The 22760-nt window shown below is 36.9% G+C and carries 21 protein-coding genes, 4 tRNA genes, 1 other RNA gene and 1 pseudogene; 13 read left to right on the forward strand and 14 right to left on the reverse strand.

Features of this window, described 5'->3' with window-relative positions:
- The first annotated feature begins 170 nt into the window (after window positions 1-170).
- The 9 genes and pseudogenes from CVT05_RS06940 to CVT05_RS06980 all read left to right on the forward strand — a co-directional run bounded on the left by CVT05_RS06940 (window position 171) and on the right by CVT05_RS06980 (window position 11231).
- A complete protein-coding gene (locus CVT05_RS06940) occupies window positions 171-1571 on the forward strand; it encodes an aspartate ammonia-lyase (RefSeq protein ID WP_107698279.1) in 1401 nt (466 codons plus the stop codon).
- Window positions 1572-1662: 91 nt separating this feature from the next.
- On the forward strand, window positions 1663-3150 hold the full coding sequence (locus CVT05_RS06945; protein ID WP_054196953.1) for an anaerobic C4-dicarboxylate transporter: 1488 nt from the start codon (window positions 1663-1665) through the stop codon (window positions 3148-3150).
- Between the two features lie 293 nt (window positions 3151-3443).
- Window positions 3444-5718, forward strand: a pseudogene (gene phsA / locus CVT05_RS06950) (thiosulfate reductase PhsA).
- A 9-nt stretch (window positions 5719-5727) separates the two neighbouring features.
- Window positions 5728-6291, forward strand: coding sequence for a 4Fe-4S dicluster domain-containing protein (locus tag CVT05_RS06955; protein ID WP_072595164.1), 564 nt, complete (start codon window positions 5728-5730; stop codon window positions 6289-6291).
- A complete protein-coding gene (gene nrfD / locus CVT05_RS06960) occupies window positions 6284-7219 on the forward strand; it encodes an NrfD/PsrC family molybdoenzyme membrane anchor subunit (RefSeq protein WP_107698280.1) in 936 nt (311 codons plus the stop codon). Before CVT05_RS06955 ends, nrfD begins: the two co-directional genes overlap by 8 nt.
- A 90-nt stretch (window positions 7220-7309) precedes the next feature.
- Window positions 7310-7978, forward strand: coding sequence for a response regulator transcription factor (locus CVT05_RS06965; protein ID WP_103583408.1), 669 nt, complete (start codon window positions 7310-7312; stop codon window positions 7976-7978).
- The gene (locus tag CVT05_RS06970) at window positions 7962-9068 is read left to right on the forward strand and encodes a sensor histidine kinase (protein ID WP_107698281.1); all 1107 of its coding nucleotides are present in this window, start codon (window positions 7962-7964) and stop codon (window positions 9066-9068) included. The genes CVT05_RS06965 and CVT05_RS06970 overlap by 17 nt, the downstream gene beginning before the upstream one ends.
- A gap of 49 nt (window positions 9069-9117) precedes the next feature.
- Window positions 9118-10128, forward strand: a complete 1011-nt coding sequence (gene ruvB, locus CVT05_RS06975) for a Holliday junction branch migration DNA helicase RuvB (RefSeq protein ID WP_009294236.1) — start codon at window positions 9118-9120, stop codon at window positions 10126-10128.
- 23 nt (window positions 10129-10151) lie between these two features.
- Window positions 10152-11231 (forward strand): cytochrome C, encoded by a 1080-nt coding sequence (locus CVT05_RS06980; protein WP_107698282.1) that lies wholly within the window; start codon window positions 10152-10154, stop codon window positions 11229-11231.
- Here CVT05_RS06980 and CVT05_RS09275 read toward each other — a convergent pair.
- Window positions 11219-11395, reverse strand: a complete 177-nt coding sequence (locus CVT05_RS09275) for a hypothetical protein (protein WP_159070834.1) — start codon at window positions 11393-11395, stop codon at window positions 11219-11221. The genes CVT05_RS06980 and CVT05_RS09275 overlap by 13 nt on opposite strands.
- A 51-nt stretch (window positions 11396-11446) precedes the next feature.
- Between CVT05_RS09275 and CVT05_RS06985 the strand changes: the two genes are divergently transcribed.
- From CVT05_RS06985 to CVT05_RS06995, 3 genes are all read left to right on the forward strand, one after another.
- A complete protein-coding gene (locus CVT05_RS06985; RefSeq protein WP_072595169.1) occupies window positions 11447-12487 on the forward strand; it encodes an AI-2E family transporter in 1041 nt (346 codons plus the stop codon).
- 14 nt (window positions 12488-12501) lie between these two features.
- Window positions 12502-12873, forward strand: coding sequence for an HIT family protein (locus tag CVT05_RS06990; RefSeq protein ID WP_107698283.1), 372 nt, complete (start codon window positions 12502-12504; stop codon window positions 12871-12873).
- Between the two features lie 97 nt (window positions 12874-12970).
- Window positions 12971-13753, forward strand: coding sequence for a cache domain-containing protein (locus tag CVT05_RS06995; protein ID WP_178140366.1), 783 nt, complete (start codon window positions 12971-12973; stop codon window positions 13751-13753).
- Between the two features lie 45 nt (window positions 13754-13798).
- On the opposite strand, the gene ssrA is transcribed toward CVT05_RS06995, so the two are convergent.
- Window positions 13799-14157, reverse strand: a transfer-messenger RNA (tmRNA) gene (ssrA, locus tag CVT05_RS07000).
- Window positions 14158-14183: 26 nt separating this feature from the next.
- Window positions 14184-14588 carry a histidine phosphotransferase gene (locus CVT05_RS07005; RefSeq protein ID WP_035167557.1) on the reverse strand — a complete coding sequence of 135 codons (405 nt, stop codon included), beginning with the start codon at window positions 14586-14588 and terminating at the stop codon, window positions 14184-14186.
- Window positions 14589-14673: 85 nt separating this feature from the next.
- Between CVT05_RS07005 and panB the strand changes: the two genes are divergently transcribed.
- Window positions 14674-15483: a 3-methyl-2-oxobutanoate hydroxymethyltransferase gene (gene panB / locus CVT05_RS07010; RefSeq protein WP_107698368.1), complete on the forward strand. Its 810-nt coding sequence runs from the start codon at window positions 14674-14676 to the stop codon at window positions 15481-15483.
- A gap of 47 nt (window positions 15484-15530) precedes the next feature.
- Here the strand turns inward: panB and CVT05_RS07015 are convergent, their stop codons facing one another.
- The 11 genes from CVT05_RS07015 to CVT05_RS07065 all read right to left on the reverse strand — a co-directional run bounded on the left by CVT05_RS07015 (window position 15531) and on the right by CVT05_RS07065 (window position 22723).
- Window positions 15531-16550, reverse strand: a complete 1020-nt coding sequence (locus tag CVT05_RS07015; protein WP_107698284.1) for a bifunctional 3,4-dihydroxy-2-butanone 4-phosphate synthase/GTP cyclohydrolase II — start codon at window positions 16548-16550, stop codon at window positions 15531-15533.
- A 266-nt stretch (window positions 16551-16816) separates the two neighbouring features.
- Window positions 16817-16893 (reverse strand) — tRNA-Asp (locus tag CVT05_RS07020).
- An 8-nt stretch (window positions 16894-16901) separates the two neighbouring features.
- Window positions 16902-16977 (reverse strand) — tRNA-Val (locus CVT05_RS07025).
- Window positions 16978-16995: 18 nt separating this feature from the next.
- Window positions 16996-17071 (reverse strand) — tRNA-Glu (locus tag CVT05_RS07030).
- 13 nt (window positions 17072-17084) lie between these two features.
- Window positions 17085-17160, reverse strand: a tRNA-Lys gene (locus CVT05_RS07035).
- Window positions 17161-17653: 493 nt separating this feature from the next.
- Window positions 17654-17914, reverse strand: a complete 261-nt coding sequence (gene rpsR, locus CVT05_RS07040) for a 30S ribosomal protein S18 (RefSeq protein WP_021091467.1) — start codon at window positions 17912-17914, stop codon at window positions 17654-17656.
- Between the two features lie 15 nt (window positions 17915-17929).
- Window positions 17930-18487, reverse strand: coding sequence for a single-stranded DNA-binding protein (locus tag CVT05_RS07045; protein ID WP_103589590.1), 558 nt, complete (start codon window positions 18485-18487; stop codon window positions 17930-17932).
- A gap of 13 nt (window positions 18488-18500) precedes the next feature.
- A complete protein-coding gene (gene rpsF / locus CVT05_RS07050) occupies window positions 18501-18920 on the reverse strand; it encodes a 30S ribosomal protein S6 (RefSeq protein WP_107698285.1) in 420 nt (139 codons plus the stop codon).
- A gap of 77 nt (window positions 18921-18997) precedes the next feature.
- Complete coding sequence (gene holA / locus CVT05_RS07055) at window positions 18998-19996, reverse strand: DNA polymerase III subunit delta (RefSeq protein ID WP_107698286.1); 999 nt, start codon at window positions 19994-19996, stop codon at window positions 18998-19000.
- Entirely contained in the window at window positions 19989-21908 is a 1920-nt protein-coding gene (locus tag CVT05_RS07060; RefSeq protein WP_107698287.1) for an RNB domain-containing ribonuclease, read from the reverse strand. The genes holA and CVT05_RS07060 overlap by 8 nt, the downstream gene beginning before the upstream one ends.
- Window positions 21905-22723, reverse strand: coding sequence for an HDOD domain-containing protein (locus CVT05_RS07065; RefSeq protein WP_107698288.1), 819 nt, complete (start codon window positions 22721-22723; stop codon window positions 21905-21907). The genes CVT05_RS07060 and CVT05_RS07065 overlap by 4 nt, the downstream gene beginning before the upstream one ends.
- Window positions 22724-22760: the final 37 nt, after the last annotated feature.

Below are 22760 nucleotides of genomic sequence, written 5' to 3' on the forward strand. Positions count from 1 at the left end.
ATCTAAGCTATATTATTAAATATAGCTTAAAAGCTACTATAAATTTTTTTCCAAAAGTCGTTTTATCTAGGTTAAAAGTCAAAGCTTAAAAAAATAAAGTAGTAATTAATATTTAAAATATTAAATATCTATATAATTTCATTAATACATTTTTTATAAGGAGAATGGTTATGGCAACCAGAAAAGAACACGATTTTATAGGTGAGTTGGAAATCTCTGACGATTTTTATTATGGTATCCAAACATTTAGAGCTACCGAAAATTTTCACATGAGCGGTAGAACATTAAAAGAGTATCCATACTTTGTAAAAGCATTTGCACAAATCAAAAAAGCGGCTGCACTTGCAAATAAAGAGGTTGGCGTTTTAGATCCTAAGATCGCTGATACGCTAGCAAAAGCCGCTGATAGAGTAATAGCAGGTGAGTTTTTAGATCAATTTGTTGTTGATATGGTCCAAGGTGGTGCTGGAACAAGTACAAATATGAATGCAAATGAGGTTATTACAAACATCGCGCTTGAGAGCATGGGTCATAAAAAGGGCGAGTATCAATACATCCATCCAAACGATCATACAAACCTTGGACAAAGTACAAATGACACTTATCCAAGCTCAATAAAAGTAGCAACTTACGCAAAACTTACTGATTTGCTTGCTGCAATGAATCTACTAAAAGACGAACTTGATAAAAAAGCAAAAGATTTTAAAGATATCATTAAAATGGGTAGAACTGAGCTTGAGGACGCAGTTCCTACAACACTTGGAAATACATTTAATGCATTTGCGAGCTACATTAAAAGCGATATCGAAAAGATCACAGCTGCACGCGAATCAATGACATATCTAAACATGGGTGCAACTGCGATTGGTACAGGTATTAACTGCCATCCTGATTATAAAAATGTGGTTGTTAAAAAGTTAAAAGATATCACTGGTGTTGATTTCAAAAAAGCTGATGATTTCATCGCAGCTACACAAGATACAGCAGACTTCGTTCACGTAAGTGGTGCGTTAAAAACTGCAGCTGTTAGACTTTCAAAAATCGCAAACGACCTTCGCTTAATGAACTCAGGTCCAAGATGCGGCCTTGGCGAGATAAATTTACCACAAATGCAACCAGGTAGCTCAATCATGCCAGGCAAAGTAAACCCAGTTATTGCTGAGGTTGTAGGCGAAGCATGCTATGAAGTAATCGGTAACGACGTAACTATCATGCTTTGCAGTGAGAGAGGCGAATTTGAGCTAAATGCATTTGAGCCAGGCATTGCTTATGCGCTATTTAACTCTATATTTATACTTGAAAATGCGATGAAAACACTAGCTGAAAAAGCTGTAAGAAAACTAACAGCAAATCCAGAAGCTTGCTTAAAATCAGTTCTAGGCTCAGTTGGTATCGTAACTGCGTTTAATCCATACATCGGTTACGAAAAATCTGCAAGTATTGCTAAAGAAGCGTTGCAAACTGGTAAAGCAGTTGGTGATATCTGCCTAGAGAGAGGTTATCTAAGCAAAGAAGAGATCGATAAAATTTTAGAGCCAAAAAATATGCTAAATCCAAGCATGATTAGGTAAAAATTTAAGCAAAGTATTATTAAAAGCGTGTCAAAATTCTGACACGCTTAAGTAAAAATTTTAGTTATAAAATTTAATAGAGGAGTTTTCAATGGATATTTCATTGATATTACAGTTGATCGTGCTTTTTGGTGCGATATTCTTGGGTGTTAGACTAGGCGGTATGGCTATTGGTTATGCTGGTGGCATTGGCGTCGTAGTTTTAACTTTAGGACTTGGATTAAAAGCAGGTAGTATACCTTGGGATGTTATTTTAATCATTATGTCCGTTATAGCTGCTATTACAGCTATGCAAGTAGCTGGTGGCCTTGATTATTTGGTGCAAATAGCTGAAGGGATACTAAGAAAACATCCAAAATACATAAATTTCTTAGCTCCAGTTGTCACTTACTTACTAACTGTATTTGCCGGTACTGGACACACAGCATTTTCTATGATTCCAGTTATTACCGAAGTTGCAAAGACACAAAACATTAAGCCTAGCGCGCCTCTTAGTATAGCTGTTGTTGCTAGTCAGATAGCTATTACAGCAAGCCCGGTTTCAGCAGCGGTTGTATTTATGGCTGGTGAGCATGCTTTGGGTGGACTTGGCATTAGCTATCCATTACTATTAGCTATCTGGATACCTACAACTTTTATTGGTTGTATGCTAACAGCTCTTGTTATAAATATATTTTATAATCTTGATCTAAGTAGCGATAAAGAGTATCAAAGAAGACTTAAAGAAGGGCTAATCAAAGATGTTAAAATCGAAGAGAAAAAAGAGCTTCCAAAAGGAGCTAAACTATCTGTTTTAATATTCTTAGTTGGTGTTATCTCTGTCGTTTTATATGCTACTGCTATTAGTAAAAACGTAGGCTGGATAAAACCAAGCTATGTAACAGGCTATGAAAAAATTTATGAGACCAAAAGTCCAGATAAATTTAATGAACTTGTCGCAAAAGATATAAAAGTCAAAACTGACTCAACTACTAATGTAAAATATGTAGAAGATCCAGATAAACCTACAAAGGTGTTGGTATTAACTAGAGATAACGCTATTATGAGCTTTATGCTAGTTATCGCTACTTTAATCACACTAACTTGTGGCGTTAAAGTCGATAAGTTATTTAATACAGCTACATTTAAAAGTGGTATGACTGCGTGCGTCTGCGTGCTAGGTGTAGCGTGGCTTGGAGATACTTTCGTGGTAAATCACACCGATGCGATCAAAAATTTTGCCGGCGATTTTGTTAAAGACTATCCGTTTATGCTAGCTGTTGCGCTATTTTTTGCTAGTATGCTTCTTTACTCTCAAGCTGCTACCGCAAAGGCACTTATTCCTACAGTTATAGCCGCACTTGGTTTAACTGCTGCAAATAACGGTGACGCATATATTTTAGTTGCATCATTTGCTGCAGTTTCAGCATTGTTTGTGTTGCCAACATATCCGACACTTCTTGGAGCCGTTCAAATGGATGATACTGGAACAACTAGGATAGGTAAATATATATTTAACCACTCCTTTTTTATTCCAGGTGTTTTAGCTATTGCTTTTTCTGTCGCACTTGGATTTTTGATAGCTCCGATACTTTTATAAGTATTTTAAATCAAACTTAAGCCGAGATCTCTCTCGGCTTTTTAAATCCCTTGAAAATTTTTAATTTCTATTCAAAATCCTTAATCAAAAATTTATATTCAAATTTTTTATAAGATTGCGTTAAAAATTATATTAATTAAATTTATAATTTTTAGAATTTTACTTATTTTTATATTAGAATACTAATTTTTTAAAACTAAAAATCTAAATATAAATATTAAGTAAGATTTAATTTTATTTTCAACTTTAAATACTAGAATAACTAAAGGCAAATATCTTTTAAAGGGAGAAAGATGAGCTTAAATAGACGAGAATTTTTAAAATTCGGTGCTGGAGTTAGTATGGTTGCATCGTCCTTACCGGGTGGTGCTTTAGAAAATGCTGCAAAGCAAGATGAGAAGTACGTCCGTAGCTTTTGCGAGATGTGCTCTTCAAGATGCCCTATCGAAGCAAAAGTTTGTTGATAATAAAATTTGCTTCTTAAGCGGTAATCCAAAAGCTGGTGGTACGGCGACTTCGCTTTGTGCAAGAGGTGGCTCTGGTTTTAGCCAGCTTTATGACGAAAATAGGGTCAAAAAGCCTTTGATCAGGGTCGGCGAGAGAGGCGAAAATAAGTGGCGCGAGGCCAGCTGGGACGAGGCACTTGATCTAGTTGCTTCAAAAATGCTTGAGATTAAGCAAAAGTATGGCCCTGAAAGCTTTGTCTTTACCTGTAAAAGCTCGCAAACACACAAGCTAATGGTAAATTTTGCCTCATCTTATGGTTCGCCAAACTGCTTTTCACACTTTTCATGCTGTCCGATCACATATCAGATGGTCTGCGAGCAGATGTATGGCATCGCTAAGCTAAAAAGAGACTTTGCAAATGCAAAATACGTTGTAAATTTTGGTCACAACCTCTTTGAAGGCATCGTCATAGCCGATGCTAAAAAGCTTGCTAAATTTGCAGCTAAAAAAGATACAAAGCTACTTGTGCTTGAGCCAAGATTTAGCGTGGTGGCTTCAAAGGCTGATGAGTGGCTGCCAGTTAGACCTGGTACCGATCTAGCTTTTGTGCTAGCTATCATAAATACATGGATACAAAATGGCACTTACGATAAGGAATTTATAGAAAAATTTACAATTGGCTTTGATGAGATCGTTAAAAGCGTAGAGGGCAAAACGCCTGAATGGCAAGAGACAATCACTGGCATAAAAGCAAGTGATGTTAGACGCATCGCTGATGAAATTTATAAAGCTGCTCCAAGAGTTATTTTTGATTTTGGGCATAAGACAACCACCACAAAAGCTGAATATATGAGGACAAAGGCTATCATGGTGGCAAATGCGATGATGGGCAACTGGGAGGTTAAAGGCGGTCTTTTTGGTGGCAAAAATGCAAAAACCTTTAACAAACTAGTCGGCGAGGATAAATTCCCCGTTCTTAAAAATCCAGATGATAAATTTAAAGTACCAAAAGTGACTAGACTAGACTTTGCTGGCGAGACTGGTAGGCATAAATTTGTAAGTAGAAAACATGGCGTTTTGATGGATATAAATGACGCTATCTTAAACGAAAAGCCTTACGCCATAAAAGGCTGGTTTAACATCCGCTTTAACCACCTAATAAACGTTGCTGAGACGATGAAGAGCATAGAGGCGATGAAGAAGCTTGATTTTATCGTGGTAAGCGATGTCTATCTAAACGATATGGCGACATTTGCTGATGTCATCTTGCCTGAGAGTAGCTACCTTGAGCGCGACGAGGGCATAGAGGATAAGTCAGGTCTAAAGCCAGCTTATATGATAAGAAATAAAGTTATTGATCCAGTTGGCGACACGAAGGACGGGGCATTTATCTTTAGGGAGCTAGCACGCCGCATGAAGATAGATGAGCTTTACACTTGGAACGACATACGTGAGTTTAGGATGCAACAAGCTGGCGGAGATGTAAATTTACTTGCCGCTCTTGAAAAAGATGGTTTTATCACGTGGGATGAGCCGGGAATTTTGTTTAGAGAAAAGGGCATGATCGATAAATTTGTTGCTAAATATCCAGTCGCTACTAAATTTGTAGGTGAAAATGGACTAATGGACGATATGGCTAAGCTTAAAACAAAAAGCGGTAAGATAGAGCTATTTTTGCCTGATGTCGAAGCGCAGTTTGCAGGATATGGCGCGCTAAATGACAAAGATATGGACACATTTGATGGACATGATCTTTGTCTAACTTGTGGCAAAACGCCTATTCATACCAACGGCCATACTCAGGCAGTGCCGTCGCTTCATGATCTTATGAGTGATAGCCCTATCTGGATAAATCCAAAAACAGCTAAACGTAAAAATTTACGTGATGGCGATATGGTCGTGGTGAAAAATAAATTTGGCGAGCAAAAGGGCAAGCTTATGGTGACCGAGGGCATTAGAGAAGATACACTCTTTATCTATCACGGCTTTGGACACATCACTCCAGCTCTTAAGAGTATAGATCACGTGGGGCTAAATACAAGCGTGCTTCTTAATCCAGCCGAAGGGCCAGTGGCTGCGACTATGGTTACAAATGTTGGCGTTAGCATAAGTAAAGCGTAAGGATAGAAAATGAAAAAATATATGATGATACATGATGAAAATTTATGCATCGGCTGTCAAGGCTGCTCGGTAGCTTGCAGAAGTGCAAACAACGTACCAAGGGGACTTTACCGCTTGCAGGTGCATGCAAAGATGAGTGGGACATTTCCAAATTTAAAGACTGACTTTTTACGTCAAAGCTGTGTTATGTGCGAAGATGCACCTTGTGTTGAGGTTTGCCCAACTGGCGCTAGCTTTAAAACGGCTGATGGCGTGACGCTGCTTGATCATAGAATTTGCGTTAGTTGCAAATACTGCATCCTGGCCTGTCCATACGACGCTCGTTATGTCTTGCCAAATGGCGAGATAGGCAAATGCACATTTTGCTATGAGAGTAGGCTAGAAGAGGGCAAAGAGCCAGCTTGCGTTAGCGTCTGCCCTACAAATGCCCTAACTTTTGGCGATGTAAATGATGAAAATTCTAAAATTTCAAAGAAATTAAAAGAGAGCAAATACTACTTGCCAAAAGCGGAGCTAAACACAAAACCTTCACTTGCGATGATCGCAAATACAAAAGGAGCACATCATGAATAACATGTCAGGAAGCCTAGCTCAATACTCTGAAATTTACTGGGGCTGGCCGATAGCCGTTTATCTATTTTTAGCAGGACTTAGTGCGGGTGCTAGCATCGTTGCTGTGCTCATTTCAAAAAAGTATGGCAAAGAGAACTACTATTTTAAAGCAGCTGCTCTTATCGCTCCAGTGGCGATCGTCCTTGGACTTGCTCTTTTGGTGCTTGATCTTGGCAAGCCGCTTAGCTTTTACTGGATCTTGTTGCTTTATAACTTTGACTCAGTTATGTCAATAGGCGTTGCACTACTTTTAGTTTATACGCCTCTTAGCGTTATATATGCAGTTGGTGCATTTAAAAACGAGATTGCATTGCTTAAAATTTCTCTTTTTGATATGGTTGCAAATTTTGCTAGCAAGCTTTCAAGCCTACTTGAAATTTTGCTTTTTATCCTAGGCATTGGCGTTGGTGCATATACAGGCTTTTTGCTAAGCGCAGCTCACAAGATCGCACTTTGGAACACATCAGTCTTGCCGGTATTATTTTTAGTATCAGGCTTGAGCTGTGCTGGTGCATTTACGTTACTTGTTGGCGTGCTAAAAGATAAGGCAAAAAGGCAAAACGATATTGCACACTATTTATTAAAATTTGATTTTTTTGCGATTATCGCCGAGTTTTTACTCATAGTTGCTCTATTTATGGTTGTAAAAGGTGCAAGCACAAGTGGTGCGCAGAGCGTAGCAAATGCGCTTAGCGCAAATTCTCTTGGGCTGATGTTTTATATTGGCGTCATTGGTTTTGGTATGGCTTTACCTATCATTTTAGACTTAAGCGTTTTAAAGGTGCATGATTTTAAACGCGAATTTGCCGTGATTAACGCATTATTCGTAATATGTGGCGTATTTTTGCTAAGGTGTTACATTGTCTATGCGGGGCAAATTTTTATTTGATGCTTAAAAAATAATTTTAATTTTGAATTTACCTATTAAATATTACAATAGGGCTAAATCTTAATAAGACTTATTTTTTAGGAGAGAGATTTGAAAATTTTGCTTTTAGAAGATGATTTAGGGTTTCAAGAGAGCGTCTGTGAGTTTTTGCAGACGCTTGATTATGAAGTTACAGCGGTGAGCGATGGCCAAGAGGCGTGTGATCTGATAGAGAAAAATTTCTATCACCTTTTTATACTTGATATAAAAGTCCCTGGCGTAAATGGACATGAAGTTATCAAGTACATAAGGAGCTTAAATCCAAACGCTCCTATCATGATAACAACATCTTTAGTTGATATAGGCGATATGGCGATTGGCTACGAGCTTGGCTGTAATGAATACCTAAAAAAGCCATTTGAACTTGCTGAGCTTAAATTTAGAGTAGCTGAGCTTATGAGAAAATACTATGGTACTGATGATAAGAACATAGTAAAGATCAATGACGAGTTTAGCTTTAATCTAAACAAGCGTGCGCTATTTAAAAACGGCAAAATGGTCGATCTTAGCGCAAAAGAAGTCGCACTTGTTGAGTGTCTAGTTTCGCATCTAAATTCTTATGTCAGTATGGAAGAGCTAAGAGATCTTGTCTGGAACGATAAAGAGATCGAGGGCGCTGATATCAGAATGCATGTTTTAAAGATAAGAAACAAAACAACTAGTGACTTTATCACTTCAAAGAGGCGTATAGGCTACAAGATAGATGCACAAGAGCTTTAAGATTCAGATCATAGCGACATTTGTCATAATGTCGCTCTTTTGTTTTCAAAGCTTTGTGATCTTAAATTTAAGTCAAAAAAACAGCACTTCAAAAGCTCTTTTTGGTGCGATGAAGCATGAAACTATTATCAAAAATTCGTTTTTAAAAAATGAAAATATAACTCCTTCTTTAAAGTATAAATTTGCGATCTATGATGTAAATTTTAATCCAATTATTTCAAATCTCTCCAAGCAGCCAAGCAACTTTAAATTTGTAACACTTGAAGAAAATGGCTTCTTGTTTTATAAAAGTTTTTTTATAAAGGATAAAACGCCTTATTATATTGTCGTTGAAAAAGAGCTTGATAATGAAAAAAGTATATTTCTAGCGGCACTTATGCTCCTTGTCATCCTTGTGGCTGTGCTTTTTATCGTCTATTTTTTATATCTAAGCAGCGTTAAGCCCTATAAAGAGTTTCAAAAGTATATGAACAACTTCTTTAACGACGCCATGCACGAGCTAAAGACCCCACTTGGCGTAGCTGGCATGAATCTTGAGATGCTTGGGCTTGAAAACAAGTATATAACTCGCATCAAAAACGCCTTAAAACAGATGCAAATAACCTACGAAGATGTCGAGTATTTTATAAAGCGTGGCTACATAAAATTTCCACTTGAGCGCCTAAATTTGGGCGAATATATAATAGAGCGAGTGAAATTTCTCTCAAGCGTGGCCGATGTCAAACACATCGAGATAAAGACAAATTTAGAAGGCGATGCATTTACTATGCTAAGCAAGGTCGAAGCTCAACGCATCATCGATAACACCATCACAAACGCCATAAAATACAGCCCAAAAGAGAGCGAGATAATAGTAAATTTAGAGCTTGAAGCAGACCGCATAAATCTTAGCGTGCAGGACTTTGGCAAGGGGATAAAGGACGTCAAAAAGGTCTGGAAAAGATACGTCAGAGAGGATGAAATCCAAGGTGGCTTTGGTCTTGGGCTAAATATCGTCAGCGAAATTTGCCAAAAACATGACATTTTATACGGTGTTGATAGCGTTTATAATGAAGGCAGCACCTTTTACTATAAATTTAAACGAGCTTAGATTAAGTATAAAAGCGTAAAATGAAGCCTTAAATTTAGAAGGAAAAACTTTGGATAGAATCGTTGAAATCGAAAAAGTAAGCTTTGAAAATGACTTTGAAGTCTCGCTTAGACCGACAAAATTTGAAGACTATATCGGACAAGAAAAGATCAAGCAAAATTTAGATGTCTTTATAAAAGCAGCCAAAAAGCGAAATGAGTGCCTAGATCACGTGCTATTTTACGGCCCTCCAGGACTTGGTAAAACCACCCTTGCTCACATCATCGCAAACGAGATGGGTGTAAGTATCAAAATGACTGCAGCACCGATGATAGAAAAGAGTGGTGATCTTGCGGCGATCCTTACAAATTTACAAGAGGGCGACGTGCTTTTTATCGATGAGATCCACCGCCTAAGCCCAGCTATCGAGGAGGTGCTTTACCCTGCGATGGAGGACTTTAGGCTTGATATCATAATAGGCTCTGGCCCAGCTGCTCAGACTATCAAGATAGATCTGCCAAAATTTACACTGATTGGTGCAACGACACGTGCTGGCATGATCTCAGCGCCTTTAAGAGACCGCTTTGGGATGGACTTTAGGCTGCAGTTTTACACAAGCAGCGAGCTAAGCCGTATCGTGCAGATAGCCTCTGCCAAGCTTGGCAAAGAGTGCGATAAAAACGCCTCACTCGAGATCGCCAAACGCTCACGTGCCACGCCAAGGATCGCTCTTAGACTATTAAAGCGAATTCGCGACTTTGCCGAGGTAAATGACGAGCTAATCATCAGCCACGAGCGTGCGAAAGAGGGGCTTAACGCACTTGGTGTAAATTCGCTTGGATTTGACGAGATGGATATTAGGTATTTAGAAATTTTGATGCAAGCAAGGCGCCGTCCTATGGGGCTTAGCACGATAGCTGCGGCACTTAGTGAGGACGAGGGCACGGTTGAGGATGTCATCGAGCCATATTTGCTTGCAAATGGCTTTATCGAGCGCACCGCAAAGGGTAGAATCGCGAGTGCGAAGTGCTTTGAGACCTTTAATGTCAAGATTGATATCGAAAAAGGGCTTTTTGAGTAGCAAAATTTAAATTTGGAGCAAAAATGGGTGAGCCACATCTTTGTCCTAGGTGCGAGCAAAGGACGATTTACTTTGATGGGATCTGCTATGATTGCAGGCAAAAAGAGAAGCTGGAGTTTTATCAAGGCTTAAGCGAGGCTGAGATTAAGCAAAAGCTAAAAAATGTCCTAGCTCACACAGACGAGATAGGCAAATATGATGAAATTTATAGCGATCTTGTCTATATTTTCTACCTGCACGGCATTTGCGACGAGCAGATAATAAGAGAAGTAACCAAAGAGTGTGAATACTATCCATTTGAAATTTACAAAAACGCCTCAAGTGATGTAAGAGATGAGCTCATAAATAGTCTAAATGGCGCTGAAAATAGGGTAAAAACTAATCACATCCTTTGCGCGCTTGCGTGGCAGGGCGATGAGGTGGTGAGGGAGCTATTTTTTAAGCTTTATAATGCGCCAAAGCCTTGGAAGGTAAAGCTTCACGTAGATACTGACGCATACGCTCAGGTTGCTGGCTGGAGCTTTGACGAGAGTGGTAAGAGAAGAAGCCTAGTTTTTGATAAGTGTTTTACATGTGGGCCAAGCCAAAACGCAGATGCAAGCATTAAATTTAAAGCACTAAACGATGAAAAATGTAAATTTTGTAGCGGCGAGATGCTGGAATTTATCATCAAAAAAGAGAGTCTAAAGCGACTTGGGCTAGAGCTTAAAAACGATGCTGTACTTAAATTTTGTCCAACATGCATTGGTCTTGTGCAGTATTTTTGCCAAAATGATGGCAATAATATGCAAACAGAGATAGTAGGTGAGGGCGAGAGTGATGACTATTTAAGAGATGCTGTGACGACTCTTGATGGGCAAAATTTCGAGCTAGCCAGCGAGGTTTGCGCTCACTACTCATATATGATAGATAGCGAAATTTTGCTTGGAGGATATCCGCAGTGGGAGCAAGATGCCGAGCATTTAAAATGTCCAAAATGTAGCAAAAGCATGAAATACATAGCACAAATTCCTCTTGGAAGTCTAGTAGATGGCGAGGGAACTATTTATGTTCAAATCTGTGATGAATGCGAGATCGTCGGGGCAAATTTTCAGTGTACGTAAAAGGCTAAATTTATAGGAGCTTTTGAGCTAGAAATTTTACGTAAAACTATCAATTTATCTAAATTTACTAAGCGCCAGTAGCATGCTAAAAATGTCAAAAGCCTAGCCACACTTGCTAGCTTTGCAAGCTTGATGGCAAAGAGCTTAAGCAATTTGGGAAGCAAATGAGCAACTTTGATAAATTTGCTATAATAATCCCATTTTAAGGGAGCAAGATGAACAATAGACTATTTTTTGGAATTTTTGTATTTTGTGCTTTGGCTTTGGTGGTCTATCTTTTTAAACCATATTTGCTTGATATTTTTATCGCTGCGCTGCTTGCTGTCGCGGTTTCAAATGTCCAAATCGCATTTTTATCGCTCACTAAAAACCGCAAGACGCTTTCATCGGCTCTTACCACATCTGTGCTTCTTTGCTTATTTATCGCCCCACTTCTTTATGCGGTGGTTGAGATCGCAAAATACGCAGCTGGCTTTGATATAAACAATGTCACAAAGACTATCGAATTTATCAAAAATTATGATTTTAGGATGCCTGAGTCGATAAATTTTTTAGAGCCAAAGATAAAAGAATTTATCGGTGGACTTGATATTAAAATGCTTTTTTCTCAACTTGCGACAAATCTTGCAAGTCTAGGTAAGTTAAGCCTTAAATTTGGCGTTGATATGATCATTATTTTGGTCTTTTTCTTCTTTTGCAATCTTTATGGCAATGAACTAATCAACTATCTAAAATATGCACTTCCGCTAAAGCAAGATGACACAGAGTCTATTTTAAGTGAGGTTGGTAACGTGATGAGTGTGGTTTTTTATTCAACCATTGCAAATATGATAATACAAGGCTTTTTATTTGCTATTGTCACAAGCTTTTACGGCTATGACGGCGTGCTAACTGGCATCTTTTTTAGCTTTGCTTCGCTTATTCCAGTTGTTGGCGGTATTTTGGCATGGGGGCCTATTAGCATTTATGAGTTTGCAAATGGCAACACAGCAGCAGCGATAACTATCGCAATTTATACGATCGTAGTGATCTCATTTGCAGCTGATACGCTTTTAAAGCCACTTGTTATTAAATTTATAAACTCAAAGCTGGTCAAAATACCAACAAAGATAAATGAACTTCTTATATTCTTTGCGATGCTTGCAGGTATCACGACATTTGGGTTTTGGGGCGTGATCCTTGGACCGGCGATTGTGACATTTTTTATCTCGACTATCAAGCTTTATACGCTTTTAAGAGAGAGAAATTTTGTATAAAAATAGGAACAAATATGATCTATGAAGATAAATTTATAAAAATCGAGCGTGAAGACAATGAACTTCCATGGATAAAAATTTTTACCATTAAGCCATTTCGTGAGCTAAGCGACTGCGATGAGGCAAGTAGAGTTAGGCTTTTTGAGGCGATGCTTATAAGCGAAAAGGCAATGCTTGAGTTTTATAAACCAACCAAAATAAACATTGCAAGCTTTGGAAACTACGTGCCACACTTGCATATTCATGTTATTGCTAGATTTAGTAATGACGCATTTTTCCCAGATAGCGTTTGGGCTAATCCAAAAAGAAAAAGTGAGCTTGTGTTGCCGGAATTTAATAAATTTGCAAAATTTTTAGAAGAAAAGTTAAAGGCTAGTTTTGAATAAATATAAAAAATATCTTAATTTCTACATTATTTTTATCTTTATTATAGTACTTGGAGGGCTTTTTTACTTTCTTTACAGCTCTTATATGGCTGAAAAGATGCAAAATAATATGCGAGTCTTTTTTGATTACCAGGTAAAACAGCTTAATAAAAGTATAGATGATGAGAAATTTTCATCAATGGCGATCTCGATCTTGCTTGCTCAAAATGAATCCATACAAATGTGCTTGCTAGGGCAAAGTCGCGATGAATGTATAAAAAATATCGAAAATTTAACCAAAACCCTTGGCGCAGCATCGATGTATAACAACATTAAGCTTCATATTTATGATAAAGATCTAAAAAGCTATGTAAGGAGTTGGGATTTAAACAGATATGGCGATATGATCGCTAGTAGTAGGTTTTTAGTGCAAGAGTCAAGGCATCAAAACAAGCCCATGGTTGGCATCGAGGCGTGGTATGCTGGAACGCATATAAGGGCTGTCTCAAACGTAATACGTGATGGTAAAATTATTGGCAACATCGAGGTTTTGTTAAATTTTGATTCACTTGGAAATTATTTTAAAAAGCAAGGAATTGATCTATTTGTTCTTTTGGCAAAAGACAAGATGCCATCTCGTAAAAGCATTCCAAGTGATCAAATTTTAAATGATTATTACATCGAAAATTTAAGCAGTGCAAATTTAAACATAGTAGGTTTTTTGCGTGATATTAATTTTAAAGAATATGAATTTTACGTTTATAAAACGCACTACTTTTGTGTGGTACCATTAATAGACGCTAGCAACACACAGATAGGCTATTATGTGCTTCATGTAAATACTAATGAAAAAGAGCGAAATATTTCACAAAATTATTTTGAGTCAGAAGAGCTTTTTTAATTTAAGCTATTTAATAAAATTTTTATTTGTATTTTTAGATAAAAATGGTGGAAGCGAGGGGGATCGAACCCCTGTCCAAAAACAAAATGCATACAGCCTCTACATGCTTAGCAAAAGTGAAAATTTCATCTAAAAAGGCTCACTTTCCAAAACCAAAATTTAGACTAAGACTAAAATTTCAGCTAGCAAGCAGTCACTTTGCGAGCCTACTCTAGCTAAATTACTTGCTTTTGTCCTAGCTAGAATTAGACTAAGCAAGGCTCAACTGAACTTACGCAGCTTTAGCGTAAGCAGGAGCGAAATTAACGTTGTTTGCGTTTAAATTTAATTTGAGCTTTTTACGCTTTGCTCAAAGCGACGTGCCACCGTACACACTCTGCTCCTGTCGAAGCCAAGTCGCTCCCAAAAAATAAAATGGTTAGTGGATTATTTAGTTAAGTTTTGCAGGTACATCAATGATTTTTGGTTCAAGAACGCTAAAATATTCAAAATCGTTCTCGACGTCATCTTTATATTTATTAAACTGATCGCTAATAAGTAGTAACCAATCTATAAATTTATCATTTGCTGGACCCTTTAGACTTCTTGCCTCTTGAGTTATCTCTTCAGCTAAAGTTGTAAGCTTTAATATCGGATCAAGATGCATGAATCCTGCTGCTGATTTAATATTATGAAAAATCCTAGTAAGCTCTAGGATGCTATCTTTATATTTATCAGCTCTTCCTAAATTTATTATCAAAGGCTCGAGTAAATCGCACATTAAAGCATAGTGAGATAAAAATTCTTCAACTATGTCATAAGAGTAATCTATTTCAAGCCTTTTTAATATACCCATTTTTATGTCCTTAAGAAATTGGCGTAATTGTAGCAAAAATTTGATAAAATTGTTAGCCTTTTAGGTAAAATCCTTGGAGCTTGCAATGAAAAATGAAAAAACTCAGAAGAAAAAACTAAGCATAAATGATATAAAAAATAAAAAAGGCATTGAGCCTATTGTAATGATAACTGCTTATGATGCGCTGTTTGCTAAGCTTTTTGATGATTATGCTGATATTATTTTGGTTGGCGATAGCTTAAATATGAGTTTTAATATGCAAGAAAGCACGATAGGTGCGGATATGAATACCATGCTTTATCATACAAAGGCCGTTTGTAACGGAGCTAAAAATACTTTTATCATGGCTGATATGCCATTTGGCAGCTACACAAATGAAAAGCAAGCGATAAAAAATGCGATGAAATTTTTCAAACAGACAAATGCCGATGCGGTAAAGCTTGAAGTTGGCATGCACCAAGTAAATTTAGTGAAGCGCCTTTGTGAAGAGGGCATAAACGTTATGGCACATATCGGCTTAAAGCCTCAGTTTTATAAATTTGAAGGCGGTTATAAGATAAAAGGCAGAAGCGAGATCGAGGCAAAAAAACTAATTGAAGAGGCTTTGGCGTTTGAGCAAGCTGGAGCATTTGGCATCTTACTTGAGGGTACGGTGAGTAGCGTGGCTAGCGAGATAACAAAGCAGGTTTATGTGCCAGTTATTGGTATCGGATCCGGAGTAAACGTCGATGGGCAAGTGCTTGTATGGTCTGACATGCTTGGGTTTTTCGAAGACTTTAAACCAAAATTTGTAAAACGCTATCTTGATGGAGCGGATATTGTAAGAAAGAGTGTGCAATCCTACGCAAATGATGTAAAAGGCAAAATTTTTCCAAGTGAAGAATTTTGCTATTAGGACGATTGATATCCGCATTAAATAAAAAGCGTCAAAAGGCTATCTATTTAAATTTCTTTATAGCCTTTTATATCAAGACCAAAACCTGCAAGGCTTACAAATTCTTTATTTTTATTTGAGCTTAAAAGTTCAATTTCGCTTATGCCAAAATACTTTAAAATTTGTGCCCCAATGCCATAATCTTTTTGCGAGCTTGTATCGCTTTTATTGCTGTCTAAAAATAGTAACACTCCGCCATTTTTACTTAAAAAATCCAACGCCTTTAATAAATTATCAAATTTATCTCCGCTTAAAAGCTCATGGTCTTTGCTTATTTTTTGAAATTTTACATTAGTTTGCGCTTTTGTCTCTCCAAAAACATAGGCAGCGTGATTTTTATTTTCGTGATCTTTTATGTCATATCTTTTTGCTTCAAAACCACAGATTTTTACACTCTTTGCGGGCGAAACTTCTATTAAGCTTTCGTGGCTAAGTCTGTATTCTACTAACTCAGAAACGCTTATCATGTTTAGGTCAAATTTTTTACAGAATTCCTCCAAATAATCACGTCTTGCCATTGTTCCATCTTCTTTTACGATCTCACAAATCGCTGCCATTGGACTAACGCCAGCGAGTTTGCAAAGATCAACTGATCCTTCAGTATGACCTGTACGAACGAGGACGCCACCTTTTTTTGCAATAAGCGGAAATATATGCCCAGGCCTTACAAAATTTTCAGGCACTGAATCAATACTAGCAGCAAGTCTAATCGTCATATCACGCTCATAAGCACTTACGCCTGTCGTTGCCTCCTTTGCGTCAATTGTGACAGTAAATGCAGTTTCGTGGCTGGATGTATTTTTAGAAACCATTAGCGGCAAATCAAGTCTTTTTGCGTTTGCTTCATCCATCGCAAGGCAAAGCACACCTTTTGCATGAGTGATCGCAAAATTTACCTTTTGCATATCGCTGCTTGCCGCTGAAAAGACCAAGTCTCCTTCATTCTCACGGTCTTCGTCATCGACCATAATTACCATTTTGCCATTTTTTATATCTTCAATCGCTTTTAATACATTTTCAAATGCCATAAATTTCCCTTATTAAATTTTTACGATTATATTGATTTTTTGATAACTTAGAGATAAAAATATTAATTTTGATTTGTCTTGTATCAATTATTTAGAAATTTTAGAAAAAGATTTATTTTTAAATATATGCGATTTAGTGGCGATAACTTAGGTTTTATTTTTCAATTTATTTTATATGTAAAATTTTAAAACATAAATTTTTAATAAAATTCACTATTTTTAAGAATAACAATAACTGGGAAAAATGGAAGTTAAAGAATAAAAGATGGCGCAGCGGACGGGGCTCGAACCCGCGACCTCCGCCGTGACAGGGCGGCATTCTAACCAACTGAACTACCGCTGCACCTAAAATGGTGGTCGCTATAAGACTCGAACTTATGACATCCACCTTGTAAGGGTGGCGCTCTACCAACTGAGCTAAGCGACCTAAAATTTAAAAAACATCTGGCGACCCTTAGAGGATTTGAACCTCTGTTTCTACACAGAGAAAGTAGAGTCCTGAGCCACTAGACGAAAGGGTCATAAACCCAAAAATGGTGTCCTGCGTTGGATTCGAACCAACGGCCCCCTCATTAAAAGTGAGATGCTCTACCGACTGAGCTAGCAAGACATTTGCTTAAAAAAGAATTGAGATTATACAAAAAACATTATTACATGTCAAGAAAAGGATGCTTAAAATTTGTTTTTGGCTAATATTAATTGTACGGTTAAGCTGATTTGACATCGGTAAATTTTTAAAATAAAAAATACATAATAAAGGCCATTTGTAAGATATGCGGACACCAAATGGATGAATATTGGATTTACTAAGATATGTTTTTATTGTAAAGTTCTTCTATATTAAGTATCTTACTTTTTAGCCTCATGTGAACAGCTATTGCTATACGATAGATGATGTGTGATTCATAATAGTAAGAATTGTAGTGAATCGACGACATTGATTGCACATATGGCTAAATAAGTTATTTTTGAACTAAAGAGTTGTTTAAAGACGACATATATTTTAAACTGCAGTCAATAAATAAAAATCTATAAGAACATATATCTAGAATATTTAAGATTAGGATTAAACCCCATTAATAGGGGTTTAATAAATTAAATAATTATAGTCCATCAAAAGGATTTGAAACTACATCTTTGCGATCTACTATGTAAGGTATAATAGCTGCATGACGAGCTCTTTTGATCGCTTTTTCTACCATTTCTTGATGTCTTTTTGATGTGCCAGTTAAACGCCTTGGCATTATTTTAAATCTCTCTGATAAGCAATACTTCAAAAGAGAAGTATCCTTATAATCTATAAAATCAATTTTAGCTTCTGTAAATTTACAATATTTGCGTGAATATTTTCTTTTTTCTGCCATTTTCTATCCTTTAAATTAAAACGGTATTTCGTTGTCGCCATCAAAATTATCGGCGTCAATGTTTATATCAGGGATTTTCTCCTCATAGTACTCTTCTTGTACTTTTTTATTTTGTGGTTGCATTTGCTGTCTTTGTGGCGCTGAATTTTGATATCCACCATTACCATAGCTATTGTTTGAACCATTATTTCGTTGTTGCGAGTATGAACTATTTTGATTAAATCCACCTTGACTTTGTCCATTAGCTCCGCTATTTCCGCCAAGCATCTCCATATTTTCAACTACGATTGAGTGCTTTGAGCGGTTTTGTCCATTATTGTCGGTCCATTGATCAAATTTCAATCTTCCTTCAACTAGAAGTTTGGAGCCTTTGCTTAAATATTGATTTGCTATTTCAGCTGATTTGCCAAAGAATGATATGTCAATAAAGCACGTTTCTTCACGTTTCTCGCCGTTAGTATTAAATTTTCTAGTAACAGCGATACCAGAATTTCCTATAGCAGATCCACTAGTAGTATATCTAAGCTCTATATCTCTAGTTAAATTTCCAACCAAGACTACTTTATTGAACATTTTTTATCCTTGATTATTCTTCTGCAAAAGTTTGCTCGTCTACTTTTTCAACTCTTGGCTCGCGTGGTGCTCTTGGCTCGCGAGTCTCTTTTTTGATAGTTTGTTTGATGCCTTTGCAAAGTCTTTCCCAAGCTGCGATTTCGCGTTTATTTTCATATTTAACGCTTAAAAATCTTATGATATCCTCAGTGATCCTTACATTTCTTGTAAGCTCTGCAAGAAGTGCTGGCGGGGCTTTGTAATAGATAACAAAGTATGTTCCACGCTCATATTTTTTGATGGTATAGGCTAGTTTTCTAGTGCCCATCTCAACGACAGTAGCGATCTCGCCGCCGTTTTTTGTTATAACTTCTTTTACGAAGTCAACTTTAGCTTTAACTTCCTCTTCCGTTAGTGTCGGCTTAAGAATAAATAAAAGCTCGTAATGTTTCATTTCTTCTCCTTATGGATATTTAGCTCACTTTGTGAGCAAGGATTTTGCTTTAAGCAAGGGTGGATTTTAGCTTAAAGTTACTTAATATTTGCTGTTGATATGAGATGTTGTAAATTTAAAATAGTTGATAATACAAAAATTTCTTTATCCATTTTTGTGTTTGTTTTTAGCTCTAGCTCGGCTAAATTTAGCGTTTTAAATATCTCCAAATAGGTATTTAAATTTAGTTTTAAGCTATTTGCTTTTAATAAATTTGCAACATTTACAGGCGGTTGATAACCAATCGCTTCATCTAAATTTAATCGGCCATTTATCTTAATGTAAGAGTAAATTTTAAATAGCCTAAAAAATGCTTTGTAAAGTGAGTTTAGAAGTAAAATTTCATTAAAATTTGGATCTTCTAGATAGGTAAAAAAGTCGTTTTTTATATCTTTTAGTGCCATAAATTTGTTAAAAAAATCATCAAAATTTATCCCGCCAAGCCCAAAAACTAGCCTTTTTACATCATCTTGTTCGATGTGTGTGTTTAGGCTCTTTAGTTTTGTTAGCTCGCTTGCTGCAAGGTATAAATTTTCATTGTGGGTAAAATAAAGCTCATAAAGTGCATTTTTAGTTATGTTTAGGCCTATTTTGGCTGAGTTTTTAGCTAGTAAATTTATCGCTTCATCCGGAGTTGAGGGCTTAAAAAATCTCGCAAAATTTGTCCCAAAAGCCTTTTGCGTATCAAAAACTAGCTTCATATCGGCCTCATAAAGCTCAAATAAAAAGTAGTTGTCTTGGCTTTTTGAGCAAAGCGAGATGAGCTCTTTTAACTCTTTTGCCGGGATCTTTTTGTCGCTTTTTATATAAAGGATATTTTTGCCGCCAAAAAGCGACTGCTCGCTTAGATGAGAGCTTGCTTGCGCGTAGTTGTACTCATCAAAATAAAGGCTTAATAAATTTGCGTCTTCGCTTGAGTAAAAGCTTAAAATTTCCTTGCCAAAAAGCTCGATCTGAAACTCATCTGCCCCAAAAAGCAAGAAGTAGTTGCTTAAATTTGCATTTGCTAAATTTAGCTCCAAATCTTTTCTATACATCGATCTTTCTTACTACTTTTGCAAAAATTTTAGCACTTGCGATGTCGGCCTCTGTGATCTTGACGACAAGTTTTTGGAGTAAATTTGCGCTGTATCCTGTTATGAAAATCCTAGCTCCAACAAAATGATCATCAAGCTTGGCAACCAAGACATTTTGGTTTTCGCTCACGTAGCAACGCACCTCTTTGCCAATGTTTGCGGCTGCCCAGCGTGCAAATTTCCTATCCATAAAGTCGTAGGCTACCTTGTCGGCTTCTCTTTCAAGTTCGCTTAAATTTGCGCAGGTGCTTTGGATGTTTAAAAGCAAGAAGTTGTAAAGCTTCTCATCTTTTGAAATTTTAGCCTTTAAAAGTCTGTGCAAAATAAGGTCAGAATAGCGTCTAATAGGGCTTGTAAAGTGTGTGTATCTATCAAATCCAAGCCCGAAGTGGCCTAAATTTTCACTTGAGTACTCAGCTTTTTTTTGAGACTTGATGATGAGCTTATCTATCTCTTCACGGTTGCCTAGCTCGTCGGCTTTTATTTGGATCTTTCTTATCAAATTTGCAAGATCACTCTCGTAGGTAAAGTCAAGCCCCAAAAGTTGTAAATCTTCAAGCAAGGTATCTATCTTTTTAAAATCAGGCGAAGCGTGGTTTCTAAAAACGCCCTTTGTGATGAGCTTTGCGGCAGCTTTATTTGCTAAAAGCATGCAGTCCTCGACAAGTCTATGTGAGTCGGAGTCACTTTCAAACCTAGTTTGAGAAATTTGACCCTCTTCATCAAGACTCATTCTAAGCTCTTTTGTCCTAAAGTCAAATGCATGCAAAAGCCTTTTTTTGCGAAGCTTTGTGGTGGGTTTAAAAAGTGGCTTGATCCATGAAATTTCACACTCTCTTTTGCCTTCTAAAATTTCATCGATCTCATCGTAGTTAAAGCGCCTTTTTGAAAGGATAATCGCTTCAAAAAGCTCCTCTTTTTTTACCTCGTTGTTTGCATCAAGTGAAATTTTAAAACAAAATGCAAGGCGCGGTACATTTGGCTTTAGCGAGCAGATATTTTCACTAAGCGCGCGCGGCAACATCGGTACTGAGATGTGCGGAAAGTAGATAGAAAAGCCTCTTTTTTTAGCCTCGCTATCAATGGCGCTATATGCGGTCACATACTCGCTTACATCAGCGATTGCGACGTAAATTTCACGCTTTTTCTCATCAAAATATATGGCGTCATCAAAGTCTTTGGCATCGACTGGATCGATCGTGCAAAACTCTAAATTTCTTAGATCAACTCTATTTGGATACATGCTAGCATCGACTTCGTCGCCAAAAGCCTTTGCCTCAAGCTCACAAGCCTCGCTAAATTTATCGTTTTTATTATAGATAGCAAGCGAAATTTTCTCATCGCTTAATGGATCTTCTAAATTTCCTAAAACCTCGACTATTTCGTTATTTAGGTTGTTTACCTTAAGTAGCGTCCCAAGTGGGAGCATCTTTAGGCTTTTTTGAGTCGCTTTTAAGGTCGTGCTTAGCCCTGTTTTTAAATTTACTCCTAAAATGGCCGCTCCAAAGCGTTTTGTATAGACCACACTTGTCTCATTGGCAAGCTTTAGGCTCATTACTATTTTAGCGCTTTGGCGTTTTTTCTTAAGCGGCAAAAGCTTTGCTAACACGATATCGCCAAGGTGAGAATTGTTTAAATTTTTATTTTCTACGATTATGTCTTGCTTGAAGCGTTTATCAAACGGCATGATAAAGCCAGTTGCGTTTTGACTGATGTCTAGCTTGCCGCAGACGTAGCCATTGTTTAGGTAAAATTTATCTTTATGGGAGCTTACGGCACCAAGATTTAAGAGATTTCGTAAAATCTCTTTATCTTCGTTTGAAACTTCTTTTTCCTTGATGCCAACTAGTAGTGAGGTTAGAAATTCTTTCACAAATTATCTTTGACTTTAGCGACAGCCATTAAAAACGTATCATGTCCAAAGCCGTATTCGTCAAGAAGAGGTAGGGTATTTTGTATGCTTATATCATCAAGTTGATTAAAGATATTTACAGCTGTTTTTATCACTTTTAGGGCTTTTGCGTAATCTTTTATATGATCTGGTGCCTCTTCTGGATTATTTGAATAGAGTATTGAGCTGCTAAGCTCTGTTTCAAGGTTCCATTGTTCAAAAATTTTAGCAGTAACTTCTTCATTTGACATATCTAAAATTTCTGTTTCAAATAGGGCAAGATCGATTGGGCTAGATATATTTTTAAGTTTTTCTCTAAATTCGGTGTCTTGTTTATTTTCGGCTAATTCGTGAGCAAGAACTATCTTGCCAATCTCAAGCATAAATGAAGCTGGAGAGAGAATTTCTAAGCTTTTAGGATTAACTTTAGAATGCCAATTGTACATCAGTGCATTTTGTATTATCGAGATATTTAAAAAATCTTGTGTAGTAATGCCATAAGGCTCTAAATTTATAGAAAAGCTCTTTTTAATCGTGCTTGAAAGCGCAAAACCTCGAATAGTAGCCATACCAAAAAGAGAAATAGCTCTTGCGATGGTTGTGATCTCTTGAGAAAACCCATAAAGTGGAGAGTTTGCTGAACGCAAGATATTTGCTGTTAGCATCGGATCCTTTTCGACCACTTTTGTAAGATCACTTATTGAGCTGTTTTCATCCGCATGTAAGCGTTGAATTTGTATAACTGTGTCATCTAATGGTGGAAGTGCTTTGATTTTTTTAAAAACTGATTCATTCATTGAGTTATCTCTTTTTTTGAAATTTCAGCGTATTTTA

This window comes from Campylobacter concisus (assembly GCF_003049705.1).
In the GTDB taxonomy this organism is placed as follows: domain Bacteria; phylum Campylobacterota; class Campylobacteria; order Campylobacterales; family Campylobacteraceae; genus Campylobacter_A; species Campylobacter_A concisus_AR.

Excerpts from the sequence above, each read along its gene's own strand:
- CVT05_RS06980 (WP_107698282.1), top strand. The coding sequence starts at position 10,152 with ATGGGTGAGCCACATCTTTGTCCTAGGTGCGAGCAAAGGACGATTTAC.
- holA (WP_107698286.1), bottom strand. The coding sequence starts at position 19,996 with ATGTATAGAAAAGATTTGGAGCTAAATTTAGCAAATGCAAATTTAAGC.
- CVT05_RS07065 (WP_107698288.1), bottom strand. The coding sequence starts at position 22,723 with ATGAATGAATCAGTTTTTAAAAAAATCAAAGCACTTCCACCATTAGAT.
- CVT05_RS06940 (WP_107698279.1), top strand. The coding sequence starts at position 171 with ATGGCAACCAGAAAAGAACACGATTTTATAGGTGAGTTGGAAATCTCT.
- CVT05_RS06990 (WP_107698283.1), top strand. The coding sequence starts at position 12,502 with ATGATCTATGAAGATAAATTTATAAAAATCGAGCGTGAAGACAATGAA.
- panB (WP_107698368.1), top strand. The coding sequence starts at position 14,674 with ATGAAAAATGAAAAAACTCAGAAGAAAAAACTAAGCATAAATGATATA.
- rpsR (WP_021091467.1), bottom strand. The coding sequence starts at position 17,914 with ATGGCAGAAAAAAGAAAATATTCACGCAAATATTGTAAATTTACAGAA.
- rpsF (WP_107698285.1), bottom strand. The coding sequence starts at position 18,920 with ATGAAACATTACGAGCTTTTATTTATTCTTAAGCCGACACTAACGGAA.
- CVT05_RS07045 (WP_103589590.1), bottom strand. The coding sequence starts at position 18,487 with ATGTTCAATAAAGTAGTCTTGGTTGGAAATTTAACTAGAGATATAGAG.
- CVT05_RS06995 (WP_178140366.1), top strand. The coding sequence starts at position 12,971 with ATGCAAAATAATATGCGAGTCTTTTTTGATTACCAGGTAAAACAGCTT.
- CVT05_RS07015 (WP_107698284.1), bottom strand. The coding sequence starts at position 16,550 with ATGGCATTTGAAAATGTATTAAAAGCGATTGAAGATATAAAAAATGGC.
- CVT05_RS06970 (WP_107698281.1), top strand. The coding sequence starts at position 7,962 with ATGCACAAGAGCTTTAAGATTCAGATCATAGCGACATTTGTCATAATG.
- CVT05_RS07005 (WP_035167557.1), bottom strand. The coding sequence starts at position 14,588 with ATGGGTATATTAAAAAGGCTTGAAATAGATTACTCTTATGACATAGTT.
- nrfD (WP_107698280.1), top strand. The coding sequence starts at position 6,284 with ATGAATAACATGTCAGGAAGCCTAGCTCAATACTCTGAAATTTACTGG.
- CVT05_RS06985 (WP_072595169.1), top strand. The coding sequence starts at position 11,447 with ATGAACAATAGACTATTTTTTGGAATTTTTGTATTTTGTGCTTTGGCT.
- CVT05_RS06945 (WP_054196953.1), top strand. The coding sequence starts at position 1,663 with ATGGATATTTCATTGATATTACAGTTGATCGTGCTTTTTGGTGCGATA.
- CVT05_RS06955 (WP_072595164.1), top strand. The coding sequence starts at position 5,728 with ATGAAAAAATATATGATGATACATGATGAAAATTTATGCATCGGCTGT.